Genomic DNA, 18,838 nt, shown 5'->3' with positions numbered 1-18,838 from the left:
ATCCTCCCGGCGCTTACGCGTTGAACGGCATGTTGAACGCTTTCAACAGGCTTTTCGCTTCAGCGTCGGTTTTCGCTGTGGTGGCAATTACGATATCCAGGCCCCAGACCTCATCGACCTTGTCGAAGTCGATCTCGGGGAACACGATGTGCTCTTTCATGCCCATGGCAAAGTTGCCACGACCATCGAACGAGGGTTTCACACCGCGGAAGTCACGCACGCGCGGCAGCGCGATGGTGATCAGACGATCCAGGAATTCATACATCCGGTCACCGCGCAGGGTCACTTTGGCACCCAGCGGCATGTCTTCACGGACGCGGAAACCCGCAATCGATTTCTTCGCCTTGGTTGCAACCGCCTGCTGACCTGCAATCGCGGTCAGATCTTCGACAGCAGCTTTTGCTTTCTTCGAGTCCTTAACGGCCTCGGCACCACAACCGATGTTCAGAACGATTTTCTCCAGCTTGGGCAGCTGCATGTCGTTCTTATAGCCGAACTCTTCTTTCAGAGCGGCGCGGATGGTTTCAGCGTACTGAGCTTTCAGACGCGGGGTATAGTTTGCGGTATCAAGCATCGATCACGTCCCCCGTGGTCTTGGCAAAACGTACCTTCTTGTCACCTTCCATACGGAAGCCAACGCGGGTTGCTTTGCCGTTTGCGTCCAGCAGAGCCAGGTTCGAAAGGTCAATCGGGTTTGCCTGAGGCAGACGACCGCCTTGCGAATTCTGAGTCTGGCGCGTGTGGCGGATGGCGATGTTGATGCCATCAACAACAGCTTTACCGGCTTTTGGGTCAACCGAGGAAATGGTTCCCTCTTTGCCCTTGTCCTTGCCAGCCAGTACGACGACCTTGTCGCCTTTGCGGAGTTTAGCAGCCATGATTAAAGCACCTCCGGAGCCAGCGAGATGATTTTCATGAAGTTCTTGCCGCGCAGTTCACGCACAACGGGGCCAAAGATACGGGTACCGATCGGCTCGTTGTTGTTGTTCAGGATGACGGCGGCGTTGCGATCGAAACGGATCGCGGTGCCGTCTTCGCGACGGACTTCCTTGGCGGTGCGCACGACGACGGCCTTGCGGACGTCCCCTTTTTTCACGCGGCCGCGCGGGATGGCTTCCTTCACCGAGACGACAATGATGTCGCCAACGGAGGCGTATTTACGCTTGGAACCACCCAGGACCTTGATGCACTGAACTCGGCGAGCGCCAGAGTTGTCAGCAACATCCAGATTGGTCTGCATCTGGATCATGTGGTTTCTCCCGACCTGTGGGGGCTGTTCTGTTTAGATCCCCCAGGGTTTCGACAAATGAAAAGTCCCGGTGGCTTACGCCTCCAGAACTTCCCAACGTTTCGTCTTCGATTTCGGTGCGCATTCGATGATGCGAACGGTGTCACCGACCTTGAAGGCGTTCTTTTCATCGTGAGCCCGGTATTTCTTGGACTTACGAATGGTTTTCTTCAGAACCGGATGCGTAAAGCGGCGCTCGACGGATACGGTTACAGTCTGTTCGTTGGCGTCGCTGGTCACGGTGCCTTGCAGGATACGCTTGGGCATCTGATTACTCCTCGGATGCCGCAGCAGCGGCCTTTTCGTTCAGAATGGTTTTGACGCGGGCAGCGTTGCGGCGGGCCGCTTTGATACCAGCAGTGTTTTCCAGCTGACCGGTGGCCTGTTGAAAGCGCAGGTTAAAGCTTTCTTTCTTCAGGTTGGCCAGTTCCTCGCGGAGCTGGTCCGGGGTCTTGTCACGCAGTTCTTGGGCGTTCATCGCCTTTTTCCTTTGCTCAAAACACCAGAAGGCCCCCTTACAGGGTCACCTTGGACCTGGTGGATGAATGATAGACATACGAATCGCCCGACATAGCCGGGAGATCGCAGGATGCCGCCGTATAAGGGTTAAGAGGGTGGGTGGCAAGAGGAAGTTTGGGGAAACCGAATGTCCTGAAACCCATCTCCGGTTCAAGAAGGCTTACAAGCGTCCAACACCTGCAAGAACACAAAAAATGTGCCGCCGATTGTCCCTGCCCCAACTAACAACTCAAGCGTAATTACGTTGCCAAAGCCCCGCAGTCCGATAAGTACCATTATGCTCTCGCGAAAGTTCCAGCCTGTTCGATGTGAAATCAATACAAACAGCACCAATACCTCAACCCAGAACACCGGTGTCGCAGCTTCAATTGATTGCCTGATACGAGGATTAATCCCACTCGTAGTTAAAGCTGACACTGATCCGCTCTTCTTCAGCCATGTTCATCGGCACCTCATGCCGCAGCCAGCTTTCCCACAGCAGAACATCCCCAACCTGCGGCTTCATATAGATGAACGGCTGCAAATCCCGCCGCCCGCCTTTGATCCGCGTCGGCGCGGCCATCATGCGGCCTGAACGCGGGTCTTCCAGTTTCAACGCGCTGGCCCCTTCGGGCATCGCCACATAGGTCGTGCCCGAGATCACGCTGTGCGGGTGGATGTGGCTGGAATGCATCCCGCCTTCGGGCAGGATATTGATCCACAGGTCCTCCAGCTTCAGCGCGCCCTCGCCCAGATCGAATTCCAGATCTTTCGCAAAGGCTGCGACATGCTGATCCAGAACTGAAACCAGATCCGCAAAGATCGGGAACCGCCAAGGCAGATCGGTCAACGAGGCATAACTGGTATAGCCGGGATAGCCGTTTTCCTCGCACCACTCCTGCCCTGCCTCATCGTCCTCGGCAATAACAAGGCACGAATTTTCCAACTCCTCGGCGTCGATCTTCGGATCGAACTCGGACAGGGCTGCACGGTAAAGACGGGTGACGAAGAGCGATTCAATCTGTGCCATGGGCCCGCTTTATATCAGCCGCGCGCCCTTGGCGATGGGTGTTTTGCGAGGCTCTGCCTCGCGCTCCGGGATTTTTTTAGCCAGATGAAGAACGGATCCTGTCTTCTTCTGTTCAAAAATACCTCAGGGGAGGCGAGGCTTGCCGCGGCGGGGGCAGCGCCCCCCCAAAAAGTAGACCCCCGCCGGTTTCCCGACGGGGGTCAATCTTGTCACGAACGGGGGTACCCCAGATCGCTTACCAGTCTTCGCGGACCACAACGCGGGTCTTGACCGGCAGTTTCATCGCAGCCAGGCGCAGGGCCTCGCGGGCGATGTCGTCATTGACGCCGTCGATCTCGAACATCACGCGACCGGGCTTGACCTTGCAAACCCAGCGGTCGACCGAACCTTTACCTTTACCCATCCGCACTTCGATCGGCTTGGCCGTGACCGGAGTGTCAGGGAAGATACGGATCCAGACGCGGCCCTGACGCTTCATGTGACGCGTCATGGCACGACGTGCAGCTTCGATCTGACGCGCGGTCACGCGCTCGGGCTGCAGAGCTTTCAGACCGTAAGTGCCAAAGTTCAGATCAGAGCCGCCCTTGGCTTCGCCCTTGATCCGGCCTTTGTGCATCTTGCGGAATTTAGTACGCTTTGGTTGAAGCATATCTTTCCCTCCTTAGCGACGACCGCCACCAGCACCACGAGGTGCAGGGCCGTCCTGGAGTTCCTGTGCTTTACGGTCACGTGCCTGCGGATCGTGCTCCATGATCTCACCTTTGAAGATCCAGACCTTGATCCCGATGATCCCGTAGGGGGTCATCGCTTCGGCATGTGCGTAATCGATGTCGGCACGCAGAGTGTGCAGAGGCACGCGGCCTTCGCGATACCACTCGGTCCGTGCGATTTCGGCGCCACCCAGACGACCAGCGACATTCACCCGGATCCCCAGGGCGCCCATGCGCATGGCATTCTGAACCGAACGCTTCATTGCGCGGCGGAACGAGACACGACGTTCCAGCTGCTGAGCGATGGACTCGGCAACCAGCTGCGCGTCAAGCTCGGGCTTGCGCACTTCGACGATGTTCAGGTGCAACTCGCTGTCGGTCATGCGAGCAAGTTTCTTGCGCAGCACTTCGATGTCTGCACCTTTCTTGCCGATGATGACACCGGGGCGTGCGGTGTGAATCGTGACGCGGCACTTCTTGTGCGGACGTTCGATGATCACACGGGCAACACCGGCCTGCTTGCACTCTTTGTTGATGAACTCACGGATCTTGAGGTCTTCCAGCAGAAGATCACCGTAGTCCTTGGTGTCGGCGTACCAGCGGCTATCCCAGGTGCGGTTGACCTGCAGGCGCATGCCGATCGGATTGACTTTATGACCCATTAGGCTTGCTCCTCAACTTGACGCACCTTGATGGTGATCTCCGAGAACGGCTTTTTCAGCGCACCAAAACGGCCGCGAGCCCGCGGACGACCGCGTTTCATGACCAGGTTCTTGCCAACCCAGGCTTCGGCGACGATCAGTTCGTCGACGTCCAGGTTGTGGTTGTTCTCGGCGTTGGCGATTGCGGATTGCAGGCACTTTTTAACGTCCTGCGCGATACGCTTGTTGCTGAAAGTCAGGTCGGTCAGGGCCTTCTCGACTTTCTTGCCGCGGATCATCTGCGCCACCAGGTTCAGTTTCTGCGGGCTGGTGCGAAGCATGCGGGTTTTCGCCATTGCTTCGTTTTCAGCCACGCGGCGGGGGTTCTTTTCCTTGCCCATGACTTACTTCCGCTTCGCTTTTTTGTCTGCGGCGTGGCCATAATAGGTGCGGGTCGGCGAGTATTCACCGAACTTCTGACCAATCATGTCTTCCGAGACGTTGACGGGAATGTGCTTCTGGCCGTTGTACACACCAAAAGTCAGACCCACGAACTGGGGCAGAATGGTGGAACGACGCGACCAGATTTTGATGACTTCGTTACGGCCCGACTCGCGCGCTGCTTCGGCTTTTTTCAGCACGTAAGCATCGACGAAAGGACCCTTCCAAACAGAGCGAGACATAGATTAACGTCCCTTCTTCTTGGCGTGCCGCGAGCGGATGATCAGCTTCTGGGACGCTTTGTTCTTGTTGCGGGTACGCTTACCCTTGGTGTCCTTACCCCACGGAGTAACCGGCGTACGGCCACCCGAGGTCCGACCTTCACCACCACCGTGCGGGTGATCGATCGGGTTCATTGCAACACCACGAACCGACGGACGCACGCCCTTGTGGCGCATACGACCGGCTTTACCGAGGTTCTGGTTGCTGTTGTCGGGGTTGGACACGGCACCAACGGTGGCCATGCATTCCTGACGGACCATGCGCAGCTCGCCCGAGCTCAGACGGATCTGAGCGTAGCCGCCATCGCGACCAACGAACTGAGCGTATGTACCTGCCGCACGCGCGATCTGACCGCCTTTGCCAGGCTTCATCTCGATGTTGTGGACGATGGTACCGATGGGCATGCCCGAGAACGGCATTGCGTTGCCCGGCTTGATGTCGGCCTTGGCGGATGCCACGACTTTGTCACCAACAGCCAGACGCTGAGGCGCCAGGATATAGGCCTGCTCGCCGTCTTCGTATTTTACCAGTGCGATGAATGCGGTCCGGTTCGGGTCATATTCGATCCGCTCGACGGTTGCCGCGACATCCATTTTGTTCCGTTTGAAGTCAACGATCCGGTAGAGACGCTTTGCGCCACCGCCGCGGCGGCGTGAAGTGATCCGTCCGGTGTTGTTCCGGCCGCCCGATTTGGTCAAACCCTCTGTAAGAGATTTGACCGGACGTCCTTTCCAAAGCTCCGAACGGTCGATCAGCACCAGCCCGCGCTGGCCCGGCGTCGTCGGCTTGTACGACTTGAGTGCCATGCTTTCTGTCTTCCGTTTAGCAAGTGCGAGGCGTTGCCCCGCTATGTGATAGGCCCCCGTAGGTGCCCGAGGTGAAGGGCCCCGAAGGTCCCCGGTTACAAATATCAGAGGCCCCGGAACGAATCCGAGGCCGCAAGATTGGGAGCGTGTAACAGGGATGGGGGTGGGTGTCTATTAGTATTTTCAACCGGGCCGGTCATCTCGACAAACACCAATCTGGCGAAAGCGTCTGCAATACTAAGTTTCGCCGTCCTCCGGAAACAAGTCAGGCTCCTCAAGCTTCTGCCCTGTTTGCTGCTCATGATGCTCTAATGCTTTTGACAAAGCAGTTTTTAAGAACATCGCAGTCTTGTGAGTTAGGTGTACCCCTACCAATTCCAAAGTCGAGTTATCGGTTTCTTCGACACCAAGGACTAGTTTTAGACCATTGTCACTCATTGCAAGATTTATTGCGTCGCAAGGAATGTACCTAAAGTCAGGAGATCTTGAGACCCGCTTGGATTCAACTTGCTTCAAATCGCTCATACTCTTGCCCCTTGGTTGAACTCACTATCGAGTATTTCGTGCTATCGCCATGCTTTGCATGGAATGCATCGCTAGTTGACCCACGATCAATATCGACTTTGATAGTTTGCCAATTTGTCAGTTCTTCCACTTCGACCAACCACTCCGGTGAACTTTTGTTGGACTTACCTCGTGCAAGTTCATCGACACATTTCACTTCGAAAAACTCACCCTTTGTCGCAAATATCAATTCACTGAGAGTATCCAGCGTAAGATTACCTGGGCCTGCGAGCCACCTAGTTATTTGTTCAGGTTTTTTTCCTAGCATTCGAGCTAATTCTGCTTTGGTCAGCCCACTATCTCGAAAAATTTCCAGAATAAGGCTATGTGCTTTATTTTTATTTCGCCCACGCACAAAACCCAAGTCGTAGTTGTTTATTGCCACGCCACGCTCGGGCTTAGACAATGAACGCCTTTTCAGAGATGAAGTCATGTATGTCGCCTCCTATCAGTCTGTCGTGCCCGGGAAATAGCTTATCCCATATTGCAATTGCATCTTCTCGGGCTTGCGCCCATTCGCGGCTTTCCCTGCCACCCAAATCCGCTCGTATGCGCGTGTGAAGCGCCACAAAAACGTCACGTCCATAAAATGCCCCAAAAACTCGTATTGCCGGTGAAGGTGCCACACTTCGGATGGTCCAAATTCCATATTCTTGTGGGTCAACTCTAGCCATAAAGGCTGTGTCACCTTTGTCATATGGGTCCATCCCCACTGGGATGGTATCTCCGGTTACGAAACGATCAAAATCCGCGTCGAGACGGGCATACCTGTACGCTATAGATAGATCATTCCAAGTATCCTCATCAAACTCTTCGTTGATATCGCTTGTAATGAACAAAGTTCGTTCACAAGAATCTCCGGCTATTTGTGGCTCCCAAAGCAGTAAGTCACCGGAAGCTTTTCTACTCTGCAAAATGGTGTGCATTGATTTTAAAGTCAATCCCATAACGAAATGAAAACGCACCGCACAGTTGCAGCCAACGAAAGACATCTATCGCATTAGTCGTAACCAAACGCCCGCATCTGGTCCAGCACCTACTCACGCACGGTTTCAGGGTCTGAAACGAAATCGGCCCCGGCGGTTGAACCGCCGGGGCCGTGAATAGTCGCAGTAAGCGTCCGATCAGAGACCGGTGCTCACGTCGATGGTGTTCCCCTCTTCCAGGGTCACATATGCTTTTTTGACGTCTTTCCGACGGCCCAGCTGGCCGCGGAACCGCTTGACCTTGCCTTTGGTCACAGTGGTGTTCACCGCTTTGACCTTCACACCAAACAGCGCCTCAACGGCCTCTTTGATCTGCGGCTTGTTGCTGTCGATCGCCACTTCAAAGACAACCGCGCCGTTTTCGGACGCCATGGTCGACTTTTCGGTGATGACCGGCTTGCGGATCACGTCGTAATGTTCTGCCTTCGCGCTCATTTCAGACGAGCCTCCAGTGCTTCGACAGCCGCTTTGGTGAGCACCAGGGTGTCACGCTTGAGGATGTCATAGACGTTTGCGCCCATCGACGGCAGGATATCCAGACCTTCGATGTTCTTGGACGCTTTCAGGAACCCTTCGTTCACGGTCGCGCCGTCGATGACCAGAGCGCGTTTCCAGCCCAGGTTTGCAACCTGTTTGGCCAGAGCGGCGGTCTTGCCTTCGGCTTCGGCGTTCTCGATCACGACCAGTTCACCTGCTTTGGCTTTGGCCGACAGAGCGTGGCGCAGGCCAAGCTTGCGGAACTTTTTCGGCAGGTCGTGGCCGTGCGAACGAGGGGTCGGGCCCTTGTAGATACCACCCTTGCGGAAGATCGGCGCGTTGCGGTCACCATGGCGTGCGCCACCGGTGCCCTTCTGTCGATAGATCTTCTTGGTCGAGTAGCTGGTTTCCGAGCGGGTCTTGACCTTGTGGGTGCCGGCCTGCGCGTTGTTGCGCTGCCAACGGACCACACGGTGCAGGATGTCCGCGCGCGGCTCGAGCCCGAACAGTTCGGCGTTCAGCTCGATGTTGCCGGCTTTGCCGCCGTCCAGTTTGATTACATCAAGTTTCATGCTTCACCACCTTCCGCGGGAGTTTCTTCCGCAGGTGCTTCGGTTGCCTCAGATACGGCCGATTTCACAGCAGCCGGGAAAGGCAGGCCTTCCGGTGCTTTCTTCTTGACGGCGTCCTTGACGGTGACCCAGCCCGATTTCGGTCCGGGAACGGCGCCTTTGATGAAGACCAGACCACGGTCGGCGTCGGTTTTGACGACCTCGAGGTTCTGGGTGGTGACACGGGCGGCACCCATGTGACCGGCCATCTTCTTGCCTTTGAACACCTTGCCCGGGTCCTGACACTGACCGGTCGAACCGTGCGAACGGTGGCTGATCGAAACACCGTGCGAGGCGCGCAGACCACCAAAGTTCCAGCGCTTCATCGCACCGGCAAAGCCTTTACCGATCGAGGTACCCGAAACGTCAACTTTCTGACCCTCCAGGAAGTGTTCTGCCGAAATCTCGGCGCCCACATCAATCAGGCCATCTTCGGAGACGCGGAACTCGGCCAGCTTACGCTTGGGCTCGACCTTGGCAGCGGCATAGTGACCGCGCATGGCTTTCGAGGTGCGTTTTGCCTTGGCAGCACCAGCGCCCAGCTGAACGGCGGTATAGCCGTCTTTGTCAGCGGTCCGCTGTGCAACAACCTGCAGGTTGTCCAGGTGAAGAACGGTCACAGGGATCTGCTTGCCGTCTTCCATGAACAGGCGGGTCATGCCAACTTTTTTTGCGATAATACCAGAGCGCATGAATAATACCCTCCGATCTTACGACTGCAGCTTGATCTCGACATCCACACCAGCAGCGAGGTCGAGCTTCATCAGCGCGTCAACGGTCTGGGGGGTCGGATCAACGATGTCGAGCAGACGCTTGTGCGTACGGATCTCGAACTGGTCGCGGGATTTCTTGTCAACGTGAGGGCCACGGAGAACCGTGAACTTCTCAATCTTGTTCGGCAGCGGGATCGGGCCGCGCACATTCGCGCCGGTCCGCTTGGCAGTGTTGACGATCTCTTGCGTGCTGGCGTCCAGAACGCGATAGTCAAATGCCTTCAGCCGAATACGGATATTTTGGCTTTGCATAGATACAGCCTTTTATCAGGCGTTGAGGTTGAGAGGAGGACAGACGCGCATCGCCAACCCTCATCGAACCCAAAAGGCGGGAATCACCCCGCCTTGACGTTCTTATTGAGAACTCGCGCGTATTAGTGGGGTTGGTGGGGTTTGGCAAGGGGTATTTTGATGTCCACCAACAAGGTCGCTCAGGACCACGGTACACAGGCATTGTTTTGCAGCTTGAAAATCCGAATGTCGTCGTTTTCATATGCGTACAAGCTAAGATCGGTGGGGGCATCGAAGGACAAATTTGTTTTCGGGTTGTCATACTCAGCGATCCTTATCGGGAAGTTCTCAAGGTTATCTCGCAAACCATATAACTGCTTGAGCTTAGCCAGCGCCGGCGGAGGGTCAGCAAAGAACGCATTGCAGGCTTCAACGAATGGAAGCGGTTTATTTGTACTCTGGTCGATACTGCGGAAGTGCAGCGCAATTGCTCTCGGATCAGAGCCTTCGACATCATACAGAACCTTTGTCATCTCCCAATTTTCTAAAGTTGCCGGGTAACTATAGAAGTAGAGCTCACCATCAGGCTTTATCTGGCAGTTTCCTTGCCTCACTTGAATCGGAAGAGGGAATGAAAAAACAGGGTTTGGATTATCGCCGGACAAAAGGCTACGCATGTTCAATGCCACCCGGTAGTCATTTTCGTCAGCAACCTCCTCGGGCGCACTCGGTAAATTTACGATAACTTCCTGACAAAGCGCGCTTAAGGCCTCTTTATGCAACAGCGGAGCCGTCTTGAGCTCCACCAGAGAGGCCACAAGACTCACTCGCAAATTGCCGTTGTACTTCTCCCAAGAAATGTCCTGTGCAACCCATTTCCCACCTGCTGCAAACAGCACTTTCTGCTCTTCGGGTCGTTCGTCGGCGCGCAATGACGCCGCAGCACAAACAAATAGAGAAATCGCGAAGAAACGTTGAAGCCGTTCATGCCATTTTCCACGCACGGTTTATCCTTTTTTGAATGATCTTGAGTTAGCCCCAGTTGATACACGCTAAACGCAACCAACTCCACTTTTTGAAAGCGCCTGCGAAACCTAAAGTCGCTGTTCTCAAGGGCAAAAGCAAACAAGAAGGCCGCCCCGATGTGGGACGGCCATCTTTAGTTCAACGGTGTGGGCTCTCATTGCTCTTTCAGAGCAACTGCCGCCCACCGCTTTCCAAAATTATTCAATAATTTTGGAAACGACGCCAACGCCGACGGTGCGGCCGCCTTCGCGGATGGCGAAGCGGAGGCCGTTTTCCATCGCGATTGCCGCGATCATCTCGACGGTGAAGCCAACGTTATCGCCCGGCCTAACCATTACTGCGCCGTTTCGCTTCCCTGACACCAACAGGCTAGTTCTCAACAAGCCATGGCTCTTCGACCTTCATGCCCTGATATACCGAGTGCAGGAAAAGATGAGCGATCACAGGGTCATTTGAAAATGGCGAGAATTGCAGATTTCCTTCTCTGACATCGCCTTCAGCTTCATAGATCACTTCGTCGCCCTTGATGGTCACACGTACTTCAAGTTCCGCCAACGTCTCTGGATCGACCGCCGTGGGATCGTCTGACAGGATCACAAAATCCGCGACCTTTCCGACTTCGATAGAACCCTTCGCATCTTCCTCGAAATGTTGCCAGGCGGGCCAGATTGTCATGGCTTTCAAGGCAGTCATGACATCAACCCTTTGATGCGGGCCCAAAATGTCACCGGACCGGGTGCGCCGGGTGACCGTCGCGGCAAGGACACGCATGCTGTCTGGAAAAGCCACAGGAGCATCATGGTGCGTGCCGAAGATCATATCGCGCTCGCGCAGCCAACCGGTCGGCGAGATGTTGTCGGCATTCACTGGCCCAACCGTGTGATCCCGATGCCAGTCGCCCCAATAAAACGTATGCATTGGGAAAAGCGATGGAAAAACCCCGAGCCGTTTGAAGCTAGCGACCTGATCCTCTCTTAGAAACTGCCCGTGAACCAGAACCGGACGGTTACCGGGGTCGCCATACTTGATCTGGGCCTCTTCGAGGGCTGCGATAAGCATATCAGACGCCCCCTCACCGTTGGAATGAACAATAATTTGGAACCCGTTTTCATAGCACCAGTTCACTGCGTCCTGGAGTTGTTCCATAGTGATGGCCGCGTATCCCGCATACCCGGCAGCATAGTTCCCGACCGGGTCGTAATAGGGTCGGTCCCGTAACGCTGTGAACCCCTGTGGCGAACCGTCAATTGTAAGCTTACAGCCACCGACCCGAACCCGGTTGTCATAGTTCATGGAAGTGTTGGCACCAATATATTCCCTGGCTTCGAGAACATCCGGGAACGCTACGACGTCGATAGGAAGCCCGTCTTCGGCAGCGACTTTCTTTAGTACCTCGACAATTTCACCAGAGGATCGACCTTCTTGCCCGGTTGTGTATCCAAATTTCGCCCAAAGCTTTGTGCCCGCTTTGGCAAATTCTGCCAGTCCACCCTCACCCAGTTTTCCTAACATGGGCACAAGGACGGAAAAGAATGCGTATTCTTCCAGAACGCCGTTTGGCTCACCGCTTTCGTCCCGCTGAATCACGCCCCCCGGAGGAGCCTCTGAAGCAGCTGTGATGCCCGCCAGTTCCAAGGCTTTTGAGTTTGCAACACCCAAGTGCCCGGACTGGTGAACGATTACGACAGGCAAATCCTCAGACACTTTGTCCAGTTCTTCCCGTGTCGGGTGGCGCAGTTCCTTTAGTTGAGCATTGTCATAGCCAAACCCAATAATCATTTTCACTTGTTCAACAGCCTGCGCATTCTCTTCGGCCCATGCTGAAAGAGTGGATTGCAGGCTGGCTATATCAACAACCTCGCCATCGGGCGGTGAAAGAAGGTTCGCAGACAGCGCCTGCAAGCCTCCCATGACGACATGACCGTGGCTGTCGACGAAACCCGGAAGCATCGCGCGGCCATCCAAATCATAGGTTTCGGTCTTGTCCCCTTGGTGGGTCGACACATCAGAAAGAGACCCCACCGCTAGAATGCGCCCATCCTTGACGGCAACTGCTTCGGCTGAAGGTGCCGTGTCATTCATCGTAACGATTGGACCCCCGAGATAGATCCTGTCCGCGATTTGCTGTGATAAAACTGGGGAAGAAAAGCTAATAATCGCGGTGACTGCGGTGACAAAACAAAGTGAACGAGCCGAGAAACACATCTTGTGACCTCTTTCTAATTGCTACGTCTAAATACGGAAGAGGTTAGCATCTCAGTCGGCTTGAGCAAAAAAGAAAAAGGCCGCCCCGGTTAGGGACGGCCTTCTTTAGTTCAACCGAGTTGCTCCCGGCAGATTTTCCTATGGAAAATCGCCTGCCGCAACCAGGCGCGGCAAGCGCGCCTTACTCGATGATTTTCGACACAACGCCGGCGCCGACGGTGCGGCCGCCTTCGCGGATCGCGAAGCGGAGACCGTTTTCCATTGCGATGGGCGCGATCAGTTCAACGCCGAACGACACGTTGTCGCCGGGCATGACCATCTCGGTGCCTTCCGCCAGGGTCACGGTGCCGGTCACGTCCGTGGTCCGGAAGTAGAACTGCGGACGGTAGTTCGCGAAGAACGGGGTGTGACGGCCGCCCTCTTCCTTGGTCAGGATATAGGCTTCGGCTTCGAACTTGGTGTGCGGTGTAACCGAACCCGGCTTACACAGAACCTGACCACGCTCAACGCCGTCACGGTCGATGCCGCGCAGCAGGGCGCCGATATTGTCGCCCGCTTCACCGCGGTCCAGCAGCTTGCGGAACATCTCAACACCGGTGCAGGTGGTCTTGGAGGTGTCGCGGATGCCGACGATTTCGATCTCGTCGCCCACATTGATCACGCCACGCTCAACACGACCGGTCACAACGGTACCACGGCCCGAGATCGAGAACACGTCTTCGATCGGCATCAGGAACGGCTGATCCACAGCACGCTCAGGCGTGTCGATATATTCGTCAACAGCCGCCATCAGTTCCTTGATTTTCTCTTCGCCGATTTCCGGGTTGTTGCCTTCCATCGCGGCCAGAGCCGACCCTGCGATGATCGGAATATCGTCACCGGGGTACTCATAGCTCGACAGCAGCTCGCGGATTTCCATTTCCACCAGCTCCAGCAGCTCTTCGTCGTCTACCTGGTCCACTTTGTTCATGAACACGACCATCTTCGGGATGCCAACCTGGCGGCCCAGCAGGATGTGCTCACGCGTTTGCGGCATCGGGCCATCTGCAGCGTTCACAACCAGGATCGCGCCGTCCATTTGCGCCGCACCGGTGATCATGTTCTTGACGTAGTCGGCGTGGCCGGGGCAGTCAACGTGCGCATAGTGACGGTTGTCGGTCTCGTATTCCACGTGGGCGGTCGAGATGGTGATCCCGCGCGCTTTCTCTTCCGGCGCACCGTCGATTTGGTCATACGCTTTGAAGTCACCAAAATACTTGGTGATCGCTGCGGTCAGCGTCGTCTTGCCGTGGTCAACGTGGCCAATCGTGCCAATGTTGACGTGCGGTTTTGTACGCTCAAACTTTTCCTTTGCCATTCCTCAGGCGCCCTTTTGCGTTTTGGGGACCTTTGGTCCCGTAGGTTACATCTGCGCGCGCGAGATATTTGGTTCAAAGGCGAAAATCAAGCACATCCTGCGGGAAATCGACGGTTACGCCGGATTTTGCGTAACCTCGGACGATTCGAGCGGCTGGATCAAGTCAGGGCGTCTTTTGAACCACCCGTTTTCGAGATGTTCTTCGGCCAGCCATTCCTCGACGCGGTCCGCTACCTTCAGGGCCAGACCGTTCATCTGTTCTTCACGTGAGCGGGAATGGCCGGACCCGGCAAAAACGCTTTCGCCGGTTGTGTCCTCAAGCACCTGGAACTGCTTGCCTTTGGCCACGAACTCTTCCTTGCCGACGTCATAGACATTCACCAGAACAATTGCCGTGCTTTTGGGATTGTAGATCACCGGGATCCCCGGAGGCGCCAGCATATAACCTTCGAGGCTGATGCCGATGTCGTATTCCTGCGCGCCCTCATAGCGCCCCAGGCGCACATCCACCGCGTTTTGAATCGCGGCGGTCCACTCATCGGGCGTTGCATCGCGCGAAACAGGCCCCTGCACCGCGTTGTCGGCAAAGGCATAGTTCACACGCAAGTTGAACTCGCCCAATTCTTCGGGGTCTTCATAAAGCTGCGTCTGAGCGCAGGCACCCAAAAGGGCCAGTCCGGTCATCAGGGTCAGAATGCGTCGCATGATCATGTCTCGATAGGCCTGTTTTTATTGGGTTTACCCTACCGATACGGCCTGTGCCAAGCCGTATCAGCAGAAAACCACCACTCAGGGGCTGCGCTCACGAAAATTTATAATCGCGTGGGAACCCATAGGGCGGCTTTTTGCCAACGCTGGCGCGTTTGGCCAGCCATTGGGACATATCCGCCTCGTGCCGCGTCTTATCGCCGCCCATCGACCATCTGAGGCCGTCTTCCCAGTTGAATGTGGTGATGTCGGACAAGCCGCCATCCAATTCCAGCGTACCCTGACGCCCGCGTGCCATATTGTACTTTTGCAAGCGCACCCCTTTGCCGCGCGTCATTTCGGGCAGGTCTTCGGTCGGGAACACCAGGAACTTGCCGTTCTGAGACACCACCGCCACGTGATCACCGACAACCGGTTTACAGATCATGGCGGTCTCGTCTTCCTTGACGTTCAGCACCTGCTTGCCGTTCCGCGTTTGCGCCAGCACGTCATCTTCGGGCACCATGAAACCATTGCCCGCATCCGAGGCCACCAGCAGTTTGCGCCCGGGCTTGTGGATCAGGATATCGATGATCTGCGCCTCATTGGGCAAGTCGACCATCAGACGCAGCGGTTCCCCCATGCCGCGCCCGCCCGGCAGATTGGCGGCGCTGACCGTGTAGAAACGGCCATTGGACGCAAAGACCAGCAAGCGGTCAGTGGTTTCCGCGTGGAAGATAAAGCGTGGCCCGTCGCCATCCTTGAACTTCAGCTCGCGGGTCAGATCGATATGACCGGTCATGGCGCGGATCCAGCCCATCTGCGAACAGACCACCGTGATCGGTTCCTTGTCGATCATCGCCTCCAGCGGAACCTCTTCAACCTGACCGGCCTCGGCGAACCGGGTGCGACGCGCGCCACCTTCATAGTCTTTGCCAAAGGTTTTCTTGGTCTCTTTCAGCTGCTCAGCAATCCTGGCCCATTGCAGGGCCGGATCGGCCAGCAGGTCTTCCAGGTTCGCACGCTCTTCCATCAATTCGTCGCGTTCACGCACCAGCTCCATCTCTTCCAGACGGCGCAAACTGCGCAGGCGCATGTTGAGGATTGCGTCGACTTGAACCTCGGACAGCTCGCCTTCGCCAGGTTTTGGCGAGACGTAGTCCGCTTCGCTGGTGGCGCGGACGTGGTCAATGCCCCAATCCTCGCGCATCAACGCGGCTTTGGGGTCGTCGTCATAGCGGATGATGTCGATCACGCGATCAAGGTTGAGGAAGGCGACGATAAAGCCCTCCAAGACCTCTAACCGATGATCAATCTTGCCCAGACGGTGACGCGAGCGGCGAAGCAGCACCTCTTGCCGGTGGTCGAGGAAAGCGCGCAGCACTTCCTTCATCGAGCAGACCTTGGGCGTGACCCCGTCGATCAGCACGTTCATGTTCAGGCTGAACCGCACCTCAAGGTCCGAGTTGCGATAGAGCATGCCCATCAACACTTCGGGATCCACGTTTTTCGAGCGCGGCTCGAGGATCAGGCGAATGTCATCGGCGGATTCGTCGCGCACATCGGCGAGGATCGGAATTTTCTTGGTCTGGATCAGTTCTGCGATCTTTTCGATCAGCTTGGATTTCTGAACCTGATAGGGGATCTCGGTGACAACGATCTGCCATTGGCCACGCCCCAGATCCTCAACTTCGAACTTGCAGCGCAGGCGGAACGAACCGCGCCCCGTGCGATAGGCTTGTGCGATGTTCTCGGGCGGTTCGACGATGACGCCACCGGTCGGGAAATCGGGTCCGGGGACATAGTTCAGCAGCGTGTCGTCGCGCGCATCCGGGGTTTTGATCAGATGCAGGCAAGCGTCGCACAGCTCTGAAATATTATGCGGAGGGATATTGGTCGCCATCCCCACGGCGATGCCACTGGCGCCATTGGCCAAAAGGTTCGGGAATTGCGCGGGCAGCACGACCGGTTCGGTCAGGGTACCGTCGTAATTGTCGCGGAAATCAACAGCGTCTTCGTTCAGCCCCTCAAGCAGCGCCTCGGCTACGATGGTCATTCGCGCCTCGGTGTATCGCGAGGCCGCCGGGTTATCACCGTCGATATTGCCGAAATTCCCCTGCCCGTCGACCAGCGGATAGCGCACGTTGAAATCCTGCGCCAAACGCGCCATCGCGTCGTAAATTGCGGCATCACCATGTGGGTGATAGTTGCCCATCACGTCGCCGGAAATCTTGGCGGACTTACGGAAGCCCCCCGTCGCGCTGAGTCGCAATTCGCGCATCGCATAGAGGATTCGCCGGTGCACTGGCTTCAACCCGTCCCGCGCATCCGGCAGGGCGCGGTGCATGATGGTGGACAGCGCATAGGTCAGATACCGCTCACCTATGGCGCGGCGCAGCGGTTCGGCTACTTCGCCCCCGTTCTCAGGGGCCTCCATGTTGGGGTCGTCGATCGTGTCGTTCATATATGATGTGGTACAACGCAAGCGCGCGCGGGTAAAGCAATCGCGGCATATTTTGCTGGGGACAAGTCGGGCTTTTTGCAACAGGGGGAGCCAACCCTCGGATTTCCCCCATTTTTCGACAGAAACCCGCTTCTATGATATCATCTTTGCATTAGATGCTGCCTGTTTAATCTGCTGTCGATTGCCTGGGGGAAGCGCCATGCCGCGCCTTATTCTGTTGACCTTTGCCGCTTTGGCCTGGTGTTTCTATGTCATGAGCGATGGCCCGAATTTCGAGCCGCGCAGCAAAGCTGTGGTGGCCCCCGAACGCGTGGCCGAAACGCCCTCCCCGAAACCTGCGCCAAAACCCGTACGCCAACCTCAGGCCGAACAATTGGTGACCAATGTTGCTGCCCGCACGGCCCCGCTGCGCCAGACAGCGGAACCTGTGGTCATTTTCGAAGCGGATGAAACTGATCAAGCGACTGCAGAAAGCGCGTCGTTGCCGCAGCTTTCCGGTTTCGCCATTCCAAACGCGAACCTCACGCTCGCATCTCTGGAAGAGGGCGCCGCTGGACTGCGCGAGCGCGCGCAGCCGTCTGATACAATCGTGGAAGACACACCGGTGACGACAGAACCGGTCAAATACTGGCGCGAAGTCACGGGCACGCGCGTTAACATGCGGGACGGTCCCGGAACGATCTATCCGGTGATCACCAAATTGTCGATCGGACAGAAGGCCGAAGTTTTGGGCGACTCGGGTACGGGATGGTTGCGCGTCCGCGTGTTGCCGCAGCAACAGATCGGATGGGTTTCTTCTTCGCTTTTGGGTAAAACCTCGAATTAACACCGTCGGTCATTGCCCCCACCCTACCCCGGCAATAGCTTTGGGGCGGATCAAGGTTCGGACAGGCAATGCAAAAATCCATACTTATTACCGGCTGCTCCTCGGGGATCGGCTTGGACGCGGCTCATGGAATGCGCGCGCGAGGTTGGCACGTCTTCGCGTCATGCAGACAGCAACGGGATTGCGACCGCATGCGCGCGCAGGGCTTTGACAGCCCGCGTATTGACTATACCGACACAACCAGCATGACCGAAGGACTGGCCCAAGTGCTTGAGGCCACAGGCGGCACCTTGGACGCCTTGTTCAACAACGGCGCACACGGCTTGCCCGGCGCTCTTGAAGATGTACCGACAGACGGCCTTCGCCAGATATTCGAAGCCAATGTGTTTGGGTGGCACGAACTGACCCGGCAGGTCATCCCGGTCATGCGCGCGCAGGGGCACGGGCGAATCGTGCAGAACTCATCCGTGCTGGGTCTGGTGGCCTTTCCCTGGCGCGGGGCTTATGTGGCCACGAAATACGCAATCGAAGGGTTGTCAGACACGCTGCGGTTGGAACTGGGTGATACCGACATCAAGGTCATTCTGATCGAACCCGGCCCCATCACCTCAAAAATCCGCGAAAACTCGATCCCGATGTTTGAACGGTTTGTCGATTGGAAAAGCTCGGCCATCCGCGACCGGTATGAGCGCAAGCTGCTGAACCGGCTGTACGAATCCTCAGGACCGGACCGGTTCGAACTGCCTGCCTCGGCGGTGACCAAAAAGCTGGCACACGCGGTGGAATCCAAGCGACCCCGGCCGCGCTACTATGTGACGACCCCTACCTATATCGCCGGGTATTTGCGCCGAATGCTGCCGACGCGGGCCATTGATCGCATCCTGTCCGACATCTGAGGCGAAATTACCCGTTCGCTTTTTGACCGAGCAAGGCTA

At 56.4% G+C, this 18,838-nt stretch carries 25 protein-coding genes and 1 pseudogene; 2 read left to right on the top strand and 24 right to left on the bottom strand.

The annotated features are described in order from the left end of the window. Positions 1 to 13 precede the first annotated feature (13 nt). From rplE to GOX45_RS18455, 24 genes and pseudogenes are all read right to left on the bottom strand, one after another. The gene (rplE, locus tag GOX45_RS18570) at positions 14 to 574 is read right to left on the bottom strand and encodes a 50S ribosomal protein L5 (protein WP_171102872.1); all 561 of its coding nucleotides are present in this window, start codon (positions 572 to 574) and stop codon (positions 14 to 16) included. Then, positions 567 to 878 (bottom strand): 50S ribosomal protein L24, encoded by a 312-nt coding sequence (gene rplX / locus GOX45_RS18565; RefSeq protein ID WP_170576057.1) that lies wholly within the window; start codon positions 876 to 878, stop codon positions 567 to 569. Before rplX ends, rplE begins: the two co-directional genes overlap by 8 nt. A 2-nt stretch (positions 879 to 880) precedes the next feature. Continuing rightward, positions 881 to 1,249 carry a 50S ribosomal protein L14 gene (gene rplN / locus GOX45_RS18560; RefSeq protein WP_039523372.1) on the bottom strand — a complete coding sequence of 123 codons (369 nt, stop codon included), beginning with the start codon at positions 1,247 to 1,249 and terminating at the stop codon, positions 881 to 883. A gap of 75 nt (positions 1,250 to 1,324) precedes the next feature. After that, the gene (gene rpsQ, locus GOX45_RS18555; RefSeq protein WP_068340771.1) at positions 1,325 to 1,555 is read right to left on the bottom strand and encodes a 30S ribosomal protein S17; all 231 of its coding nucleotides are present in this window, start codon (positions 1,553 to 1,555) and stop codon (positions 1,325 to 1,327) included. Positions 1,556 to 1,559: 4 nt separating this feature from the next. Next, entirely contained in the window at positions 1,560 to 1,766 is a 207-nt protein-coding gene (gene rpmC / locus GOX45_RS18550; protein WP_010437082.1) for a 50S ribosomal protein L29, read from the bottom strand. A gap of 429 nt (positions 1,767 to 2,195) precedes the next feature. Then, positions 2,196 to 2,816: a 2OG-Fe(II) oxygenase family protein gene (locus tag GOX45_RS18545; protein ID WP_171102870.1), complete on the bottom strand. Its 621-nt coding sequence runs from the start codon at positions 2,814 to 2,816 to the stop codon at positions 2,196 to 2,198. A gap of 235 nt (positions 2,817 to 3,051) precedes the next feature. Beyond that, positions 3,052 to 3,465 carry a 50S ribosomal protein L16 gene (rplP, locus tag GOX45_RS18540; RefSeq protein ID WP_171102868.1) on the bottom strand — a complete coding sequence of 138 codons (414 nt, stop codon included), beginning with the start codon at positions 3,463 to 3,465 and terminating at the stop codon, positions 3,052 to 3,054. Positions 3,466 to 3,477: 12 nt separating this feature from the next. After that, positions 3,478 to 4,188 carry a 30S ribosomal protein S3 gene (gene rpsC, locus GOX45_RS18535; protein ID WP_008758042.1) on the bottom strand — a complete coding sequence of 237 codons (711 nt, stop codon included), beginning with the start codon at positions 4,186 to 4,188 and terminating at the stop codon, positions 3,478 to 3,480. Beyond that, positions 4,188 to 4,568: a 50S ribosomal protein L22 gene (gene rplV / locus GOX45_RS18530; protein WP_171102866.1), complete on the bottom strand. Its 381-nt coding sequence runs from the start codon at positions 4,566 to 4,568 to the stop codon at positions 4,188 to 4,190. Before rplV ends, rpsC begins: the two co-directional genes overlap by 1 nt. Positions 4,569 to 4,571: 3 nt before the next feature. Continuing rightward, positions 4,572 to 4,850, bottom strand: coding sequence for a 30S ribosomal protein S19 (gene rpsS / locus GOX45_RS18525; RefSeq protein ID WP_005980699.1), 279 nt, complete (start codon positions 4,848 to 4,850; stop codon positions 4,572 to 4,574). Between the two features lie 3 nt (positions 4,851 to 4,853). Further along, entirely contained in the window at positions 4,854 to 5,696 is an 843-nt protein-coding gene (gene rplB, locus GOX45_RS18520) for a 50S ribosomal protein L2 (protein WP_171102860.1), read from the bottom strand. Between the two features lie 237 nt (positions 5,697 to 5,933). Continuing rightward, positions 5,934 to 6,221 carry a hypothetical protein gene (locus GOX45_RS18515; RefSeq protein WP_171102858.1) on the bottom strand — a complete coding sequence of 96 codons (288 nt, stop codon included), beginning with the start codon at positions 6,219 to 6,221 and terminating at the stop codon, positions 5,934 to 5,936. Further along, the gene (locus GOX45_RS18510; protein ID WP_171102856.1) at positions 6,199 to 6,693 is read right to left on the bottom strand and encodes a helix-turn-helix transcriptional regulator; all 495 of its coding nucleotides are present in this window, start codon (positions 6,691 to 6,693) and stop codon (positions 6,199 to 6,201) included. Before GOX45_RS18510 ends, GOX45_RS18515 begins: the two co-directional genes overlap by 23 nt. 15 nt (positions 6,694 to 6,708) lie before the next feature. Then, positions 6,709 to 6,957: a hypothetical protein gene (locus GOX45_RS18505; protein ID WP_171102854.1), complete on the bottom strand. Its 249-nt coding sequence runs from the start codon at positions 6,955 to 6,957 to the stop codon at positions 6,709 to 6,711. 427 nt (positions 6,958 to 7,384) lie between these two features. Further along, positions 7,385 to 7,681 (bottom strand): 50S ribosomal protein L23, encoded by a 297-nt coding sequence (locus GOX45_RS18500; RefSeq protein WP_010437040.1) that lies wholly within the window; start codon positions 7,679 to 7,681, stop codon positions 7,385 to 7,387. Next, complete coding sequence (gene rplD / locus GOX45_RS18495) at positions 7,678 to 8,295, bottom strand: 50S ribosomal protein L4 (protein WP_171102852.1); 618 nt, start codon at positions 8,293 to 8,295, stop codon at positions 7,678 to 7,680. The genes GOX45_RS18500 and rplD overlap by 4 nt, the downstream gene beginning before the upstream one ends. Next, complete coding sequence (rplC, locus tag GOX45_RS18490; protein WP_171102850.1) at positions 8,292 to 9,026, bottom strand: 50S ribosomal protein L3; 735 nt, start codon at positions 9,024 to 9,026, stop codon at positions 8,292 to 8,294. Before rplC ends, rplD begins: the two co-directional genes overlap by 4 nt. Positions 9,027 to 9,044: 18 nt before the next feature. Next, positions 9,045 to 9,359: a 30S ribosomal protein S10 gene (rpsJ, locus tag GOX45_RS18485; protein WP_008756422.1), complete on the bottom strand. Its 315-nt coding sequence runs from the start codon at positions 9,357 to 9,359 to the stop codon at positions 9,045 to 9,047. A gap of 179 nt (positions 9,360 to 9,538) precedes the next feature. Beyond that, positions 9,539 to 10,342, bottom strand: a complete 804-nt coding sequence (locus GOX45_RS18480; RefSeq protein ID WP_171102848.1) for a hypothetical protein — start codon at positions 10,340 to 10,342, stop codon at positions 9,539 to 9,541. A 219-nt stretch (positions 10,343 to 10,561) separates the two neighbouring features. Next, positions 10,562 to 10,708, bottom strand: a pseudogene (gene tuf, locus GOX45_RS18475) (elongation factor Tu); the annotation flags it as partial. Positions 10,709 to 10,733: 25 nt separating this feature from the next. Further along, positions 10,734 to 12,446 (bottom strand): amidohydrolase, encoded by a 1,713-nt coding sequence (locus GOX45_RS18470; RefSeq protein ID WP_254446077.1) that lies wholly within the window; start codon positions 12,444 to 12,446, stop codon positions 10,734 to 10,736. Positions 12,447 to 12,750: 304 nt separating this feature from the next. Next, entirely contained in the window at positions 12,751 to 13,926 is a 1,176-nt protein-coding gene (gene tuf, locus GOX45_RS18465) for an elongation factor Tu (protein WP_171102845.1), read from the bottom strand. 114 nt (positions 13,927 to 14,040) lie between these two features. After that, the gene (locus GOX45_RS18460) at positions 14,041 to 14,631 is read right to left on the bottom strand and encodes a hypothetical protein (RefSeq protein ID WP_171102843.1); all 591 of its coding nucleotides are present in this window, start codon (positions 14,629 to 14,631) and stop codon (positions 14,041 to 14,043) included. Positions 14,632 to 14,728: 97 nt separating this feature from the next. Then, positions 14,729 to 17,077, bottom strand: a complete 2,349-nt coding sequence (locus GOX45_RS18455; protein WP_171102841.1) for a DNA topoisomerase IV subunit A — start codon at positions 17,075 to 17,077, stop codon at positions 14,729 to 14,731. Positions 17,078 to 17,276: 199 nt separating this feature from the next. Here GOX45_RS18455 and GOX45_RS18450 point away from each other — a divergent pair, with 199 nt between their 5' ends. Further along, positions 17,277 to 17,903 (top strand): SH3 domain-containing protein, encoded by a 627-nt coding sequence (locus GOX45_RS18450; protein WP_254446075.1) that lies wholly within the window; start codon positions 17,277 to 17,279, stop codon positions 17,901 to 17,903. A 68-nt stretch (positions 17,904 to 17,971) separates the two neighbouring features. Continuing rightward, a complete protein-coding gene (locus GOX45_RS18445; protein ID WP_171102839.1) occupies positions 17,972 to 18,799 on the top strand; it encodes an SDR family NAD(P)-dependent oxidoreductase in 828 nt (275 codons plus the stop codon). Positions 18,800 to 18,838 lie beyond the last annotated feature (39 nt).

Origin of the sequence: Ruegeria sp. HKCCD7255 (assembly GCF_013031565.1) — a bacterium.
In the GTDB taxonomy this organism is placed as follows: domain Bacteria; phylum Pseudomonadota; class Alphaproteobacteria; order Rhodobacterales; family Rhodobacteraceae; genus Ruegeria.
The sequence above is the reverse complement of the archived record's forward strand: the minus strand, read 5'-3'. Positions and strand labels throughout refer to the sequence as shown.

What these genes read in the sequence shown, in the direction of transcription:
- rpmC (WP_010437082.1), bottom strand. Translation starts at nt 1,766, where the DNA reads ATGAACGCCCAAGAACTGCGTGACAAGACCCCGGACCAGCTCCGCGAG.
- rpsQ (WP_068340771.1), bottom strand. Translation starts at nt 1,555, where the DNA reads ATGCCCAAGCGTATCCTGCAAGGCACCGTGACCAGCGACGCCAACGAA.
- rplC (WP_171102850.1), bottom strand. Translation starts at nt 9,026, where the DNA reads ATGCGCTCTGGTATTATCGCAAAAAAAGTTGGCATGACCCGCCTGTTC.
- rplP (WP_171102868.1), bottom strand. Translation starts at nt 3,465, where the DNA reads ATGCTTCAACCAAAGCGTACTAAATTCCGCAAGATGCACAAAGGCCGG.
- rplV (WP_171102866.1), bottom strand. Translation starts at nt 4,568, where the DNA reads ATGGGCAAGGAAAAGAACCCCCGCCGCGTGGCTGAAAACGAAGCAATG.
- GOX45_RS18455 (WP_171102841.1), bottom strand. Translation starts at nt 17,077, where the DNA reads ATGAACGACACGATCGACGACCCCAACATGGAGGCCCCTGAGAACGGG.
- GOX45_RS18470 (WP_254446077.1), bottom strand. Translation starts at nt 12,446, where the DNA reads ATGAATGACACGGCACCTTCAGCCGAAGCAGTTGCCGTCAAGGATGGG.
- rplE (WP_171102872.1), bottom strand. Translation starts at nt 574, where the DNA reads ATGCTTGATACCGCAAACTATACCCCGCGTCTGAAAGCTCAGTACGCT.
- rpsS (WP_005980699.1), bottom strand. Translation starts at nt 4,850, where the DNA reads ATGTCTCGCTCTGTTTGGAAGGGTCCTTTCGTCGATGCTTACGTGCTG.
- GOX45_RS18460 (WP_171102843.1), bottom strand. Translation starts at nt 14,631, where the DNA reads ATGCGACGCATTCTGACCCTGATGACCGGACTGGCCCTTTTGGGTGCC.
- GOX45_RS18515 (WP_171102858.1), bottom strand. Translation starts at nt 6,221, where the DNA reads ATGAGCGATTTGAAGCAAGTTGAATCCAAGCGGGTCTCAAGATCTCCT.
- rplB (WP_171102860.1), bottom strand. Translation starts at nt 5,696, where the DNA reads ATGGCACTCAAGTCGTACAAGCCGACGACGCCGGGCCAGCGCGGGCTG.
- tuf (WP_171102845.1), bottom strand. Translation starts at nt 13,926, where the DNA reads ATGGCAAAGGAAAAGTTTGAGCGTACAAAACCGCACGTCAACATTGGC.
- GOX45_RS18450 (WP_254446075.1), top strand. Translation starts at nt 17,277, where the DNA reads ATGCCGCGCCTTATTCTGTTGACCTTTGCCGCTTTGGCCTGGTGTTTC.
- GOX45_RS18545 (WP_171102870.1), bottom strand. Translation starts at nt 2,816, where the DNA reads ATGGCACAGATTGAATCGCTCTTCGTCACCCGTCTTTACCGTGCAGCC.
- rplX (WP_170576057.1), bottom strand. Translation starts at nt 878, where the DNA reads ATGGCTGCTAAACTCCGCAAAGGCGACAAGGTCGTCGTACTGGCTGGC.
- rpsJ (WP_008756422.1), bottom strand. Translation starts at nt 9,359, where the DNA reads ATGCAAAGCCAAAATATCCGTATTCGGCTGAAGGCATTTGACTATCGC.
- GOX45_RS18500 (WP_010437040.1), bottom strand. Translation starts at nt 7,681, where the DNA reads ATGAGCGCGAAGGCAGAACATTACGACGTGATCCGCAAGCCGGTCATC.
- rplD (WP_171102852.1), bottom strand. Translation starts at nt 8,295, where the DNA reads ATGAAACTTGATGTAATCAAACTGGACGGCGGCAAAGCCGGCAACATC.
- rplN (WP_039523372.1), bottom strand. Translation starts at nt 1,249, where the DNA reads ATGATCCAGATGCAGACCAATCTGGATGTTGCTGACAACTCTGGCGCT.
- rpsC (WP_008758042.1), bottom strand. Translation starts at nt 4,188, where the DNA reads ATGGGTCATAAAGTCAATCCGATCGGCATGCGCCTGCAGGTCAACCGC.
- GOX45_RS18510 (WP_171102856.1), bottom strand. Translation starts at nt 6,693, where the DNA reads ATGACTTCATCTCTGAAAAGGCGTTCATTGTCTAAGCCCGAGCGTGGC.
- GOX45_RS18445 (WP_171102839.1), top strand. Translation starts at nt 17,972, where the DNA reads ATGCAAAAATCCATACTTATTACCGGCTGCTCCTCGGGGATCGGCTTG.
- GOX45_RS18505 (WP_171102854.1), bottom strand. Translation starts at nt 6,957, where the DNA reads ATGACAAAGGTGACACAGCCTTTATGGCTAGAGTTGACCCACAAGAAT.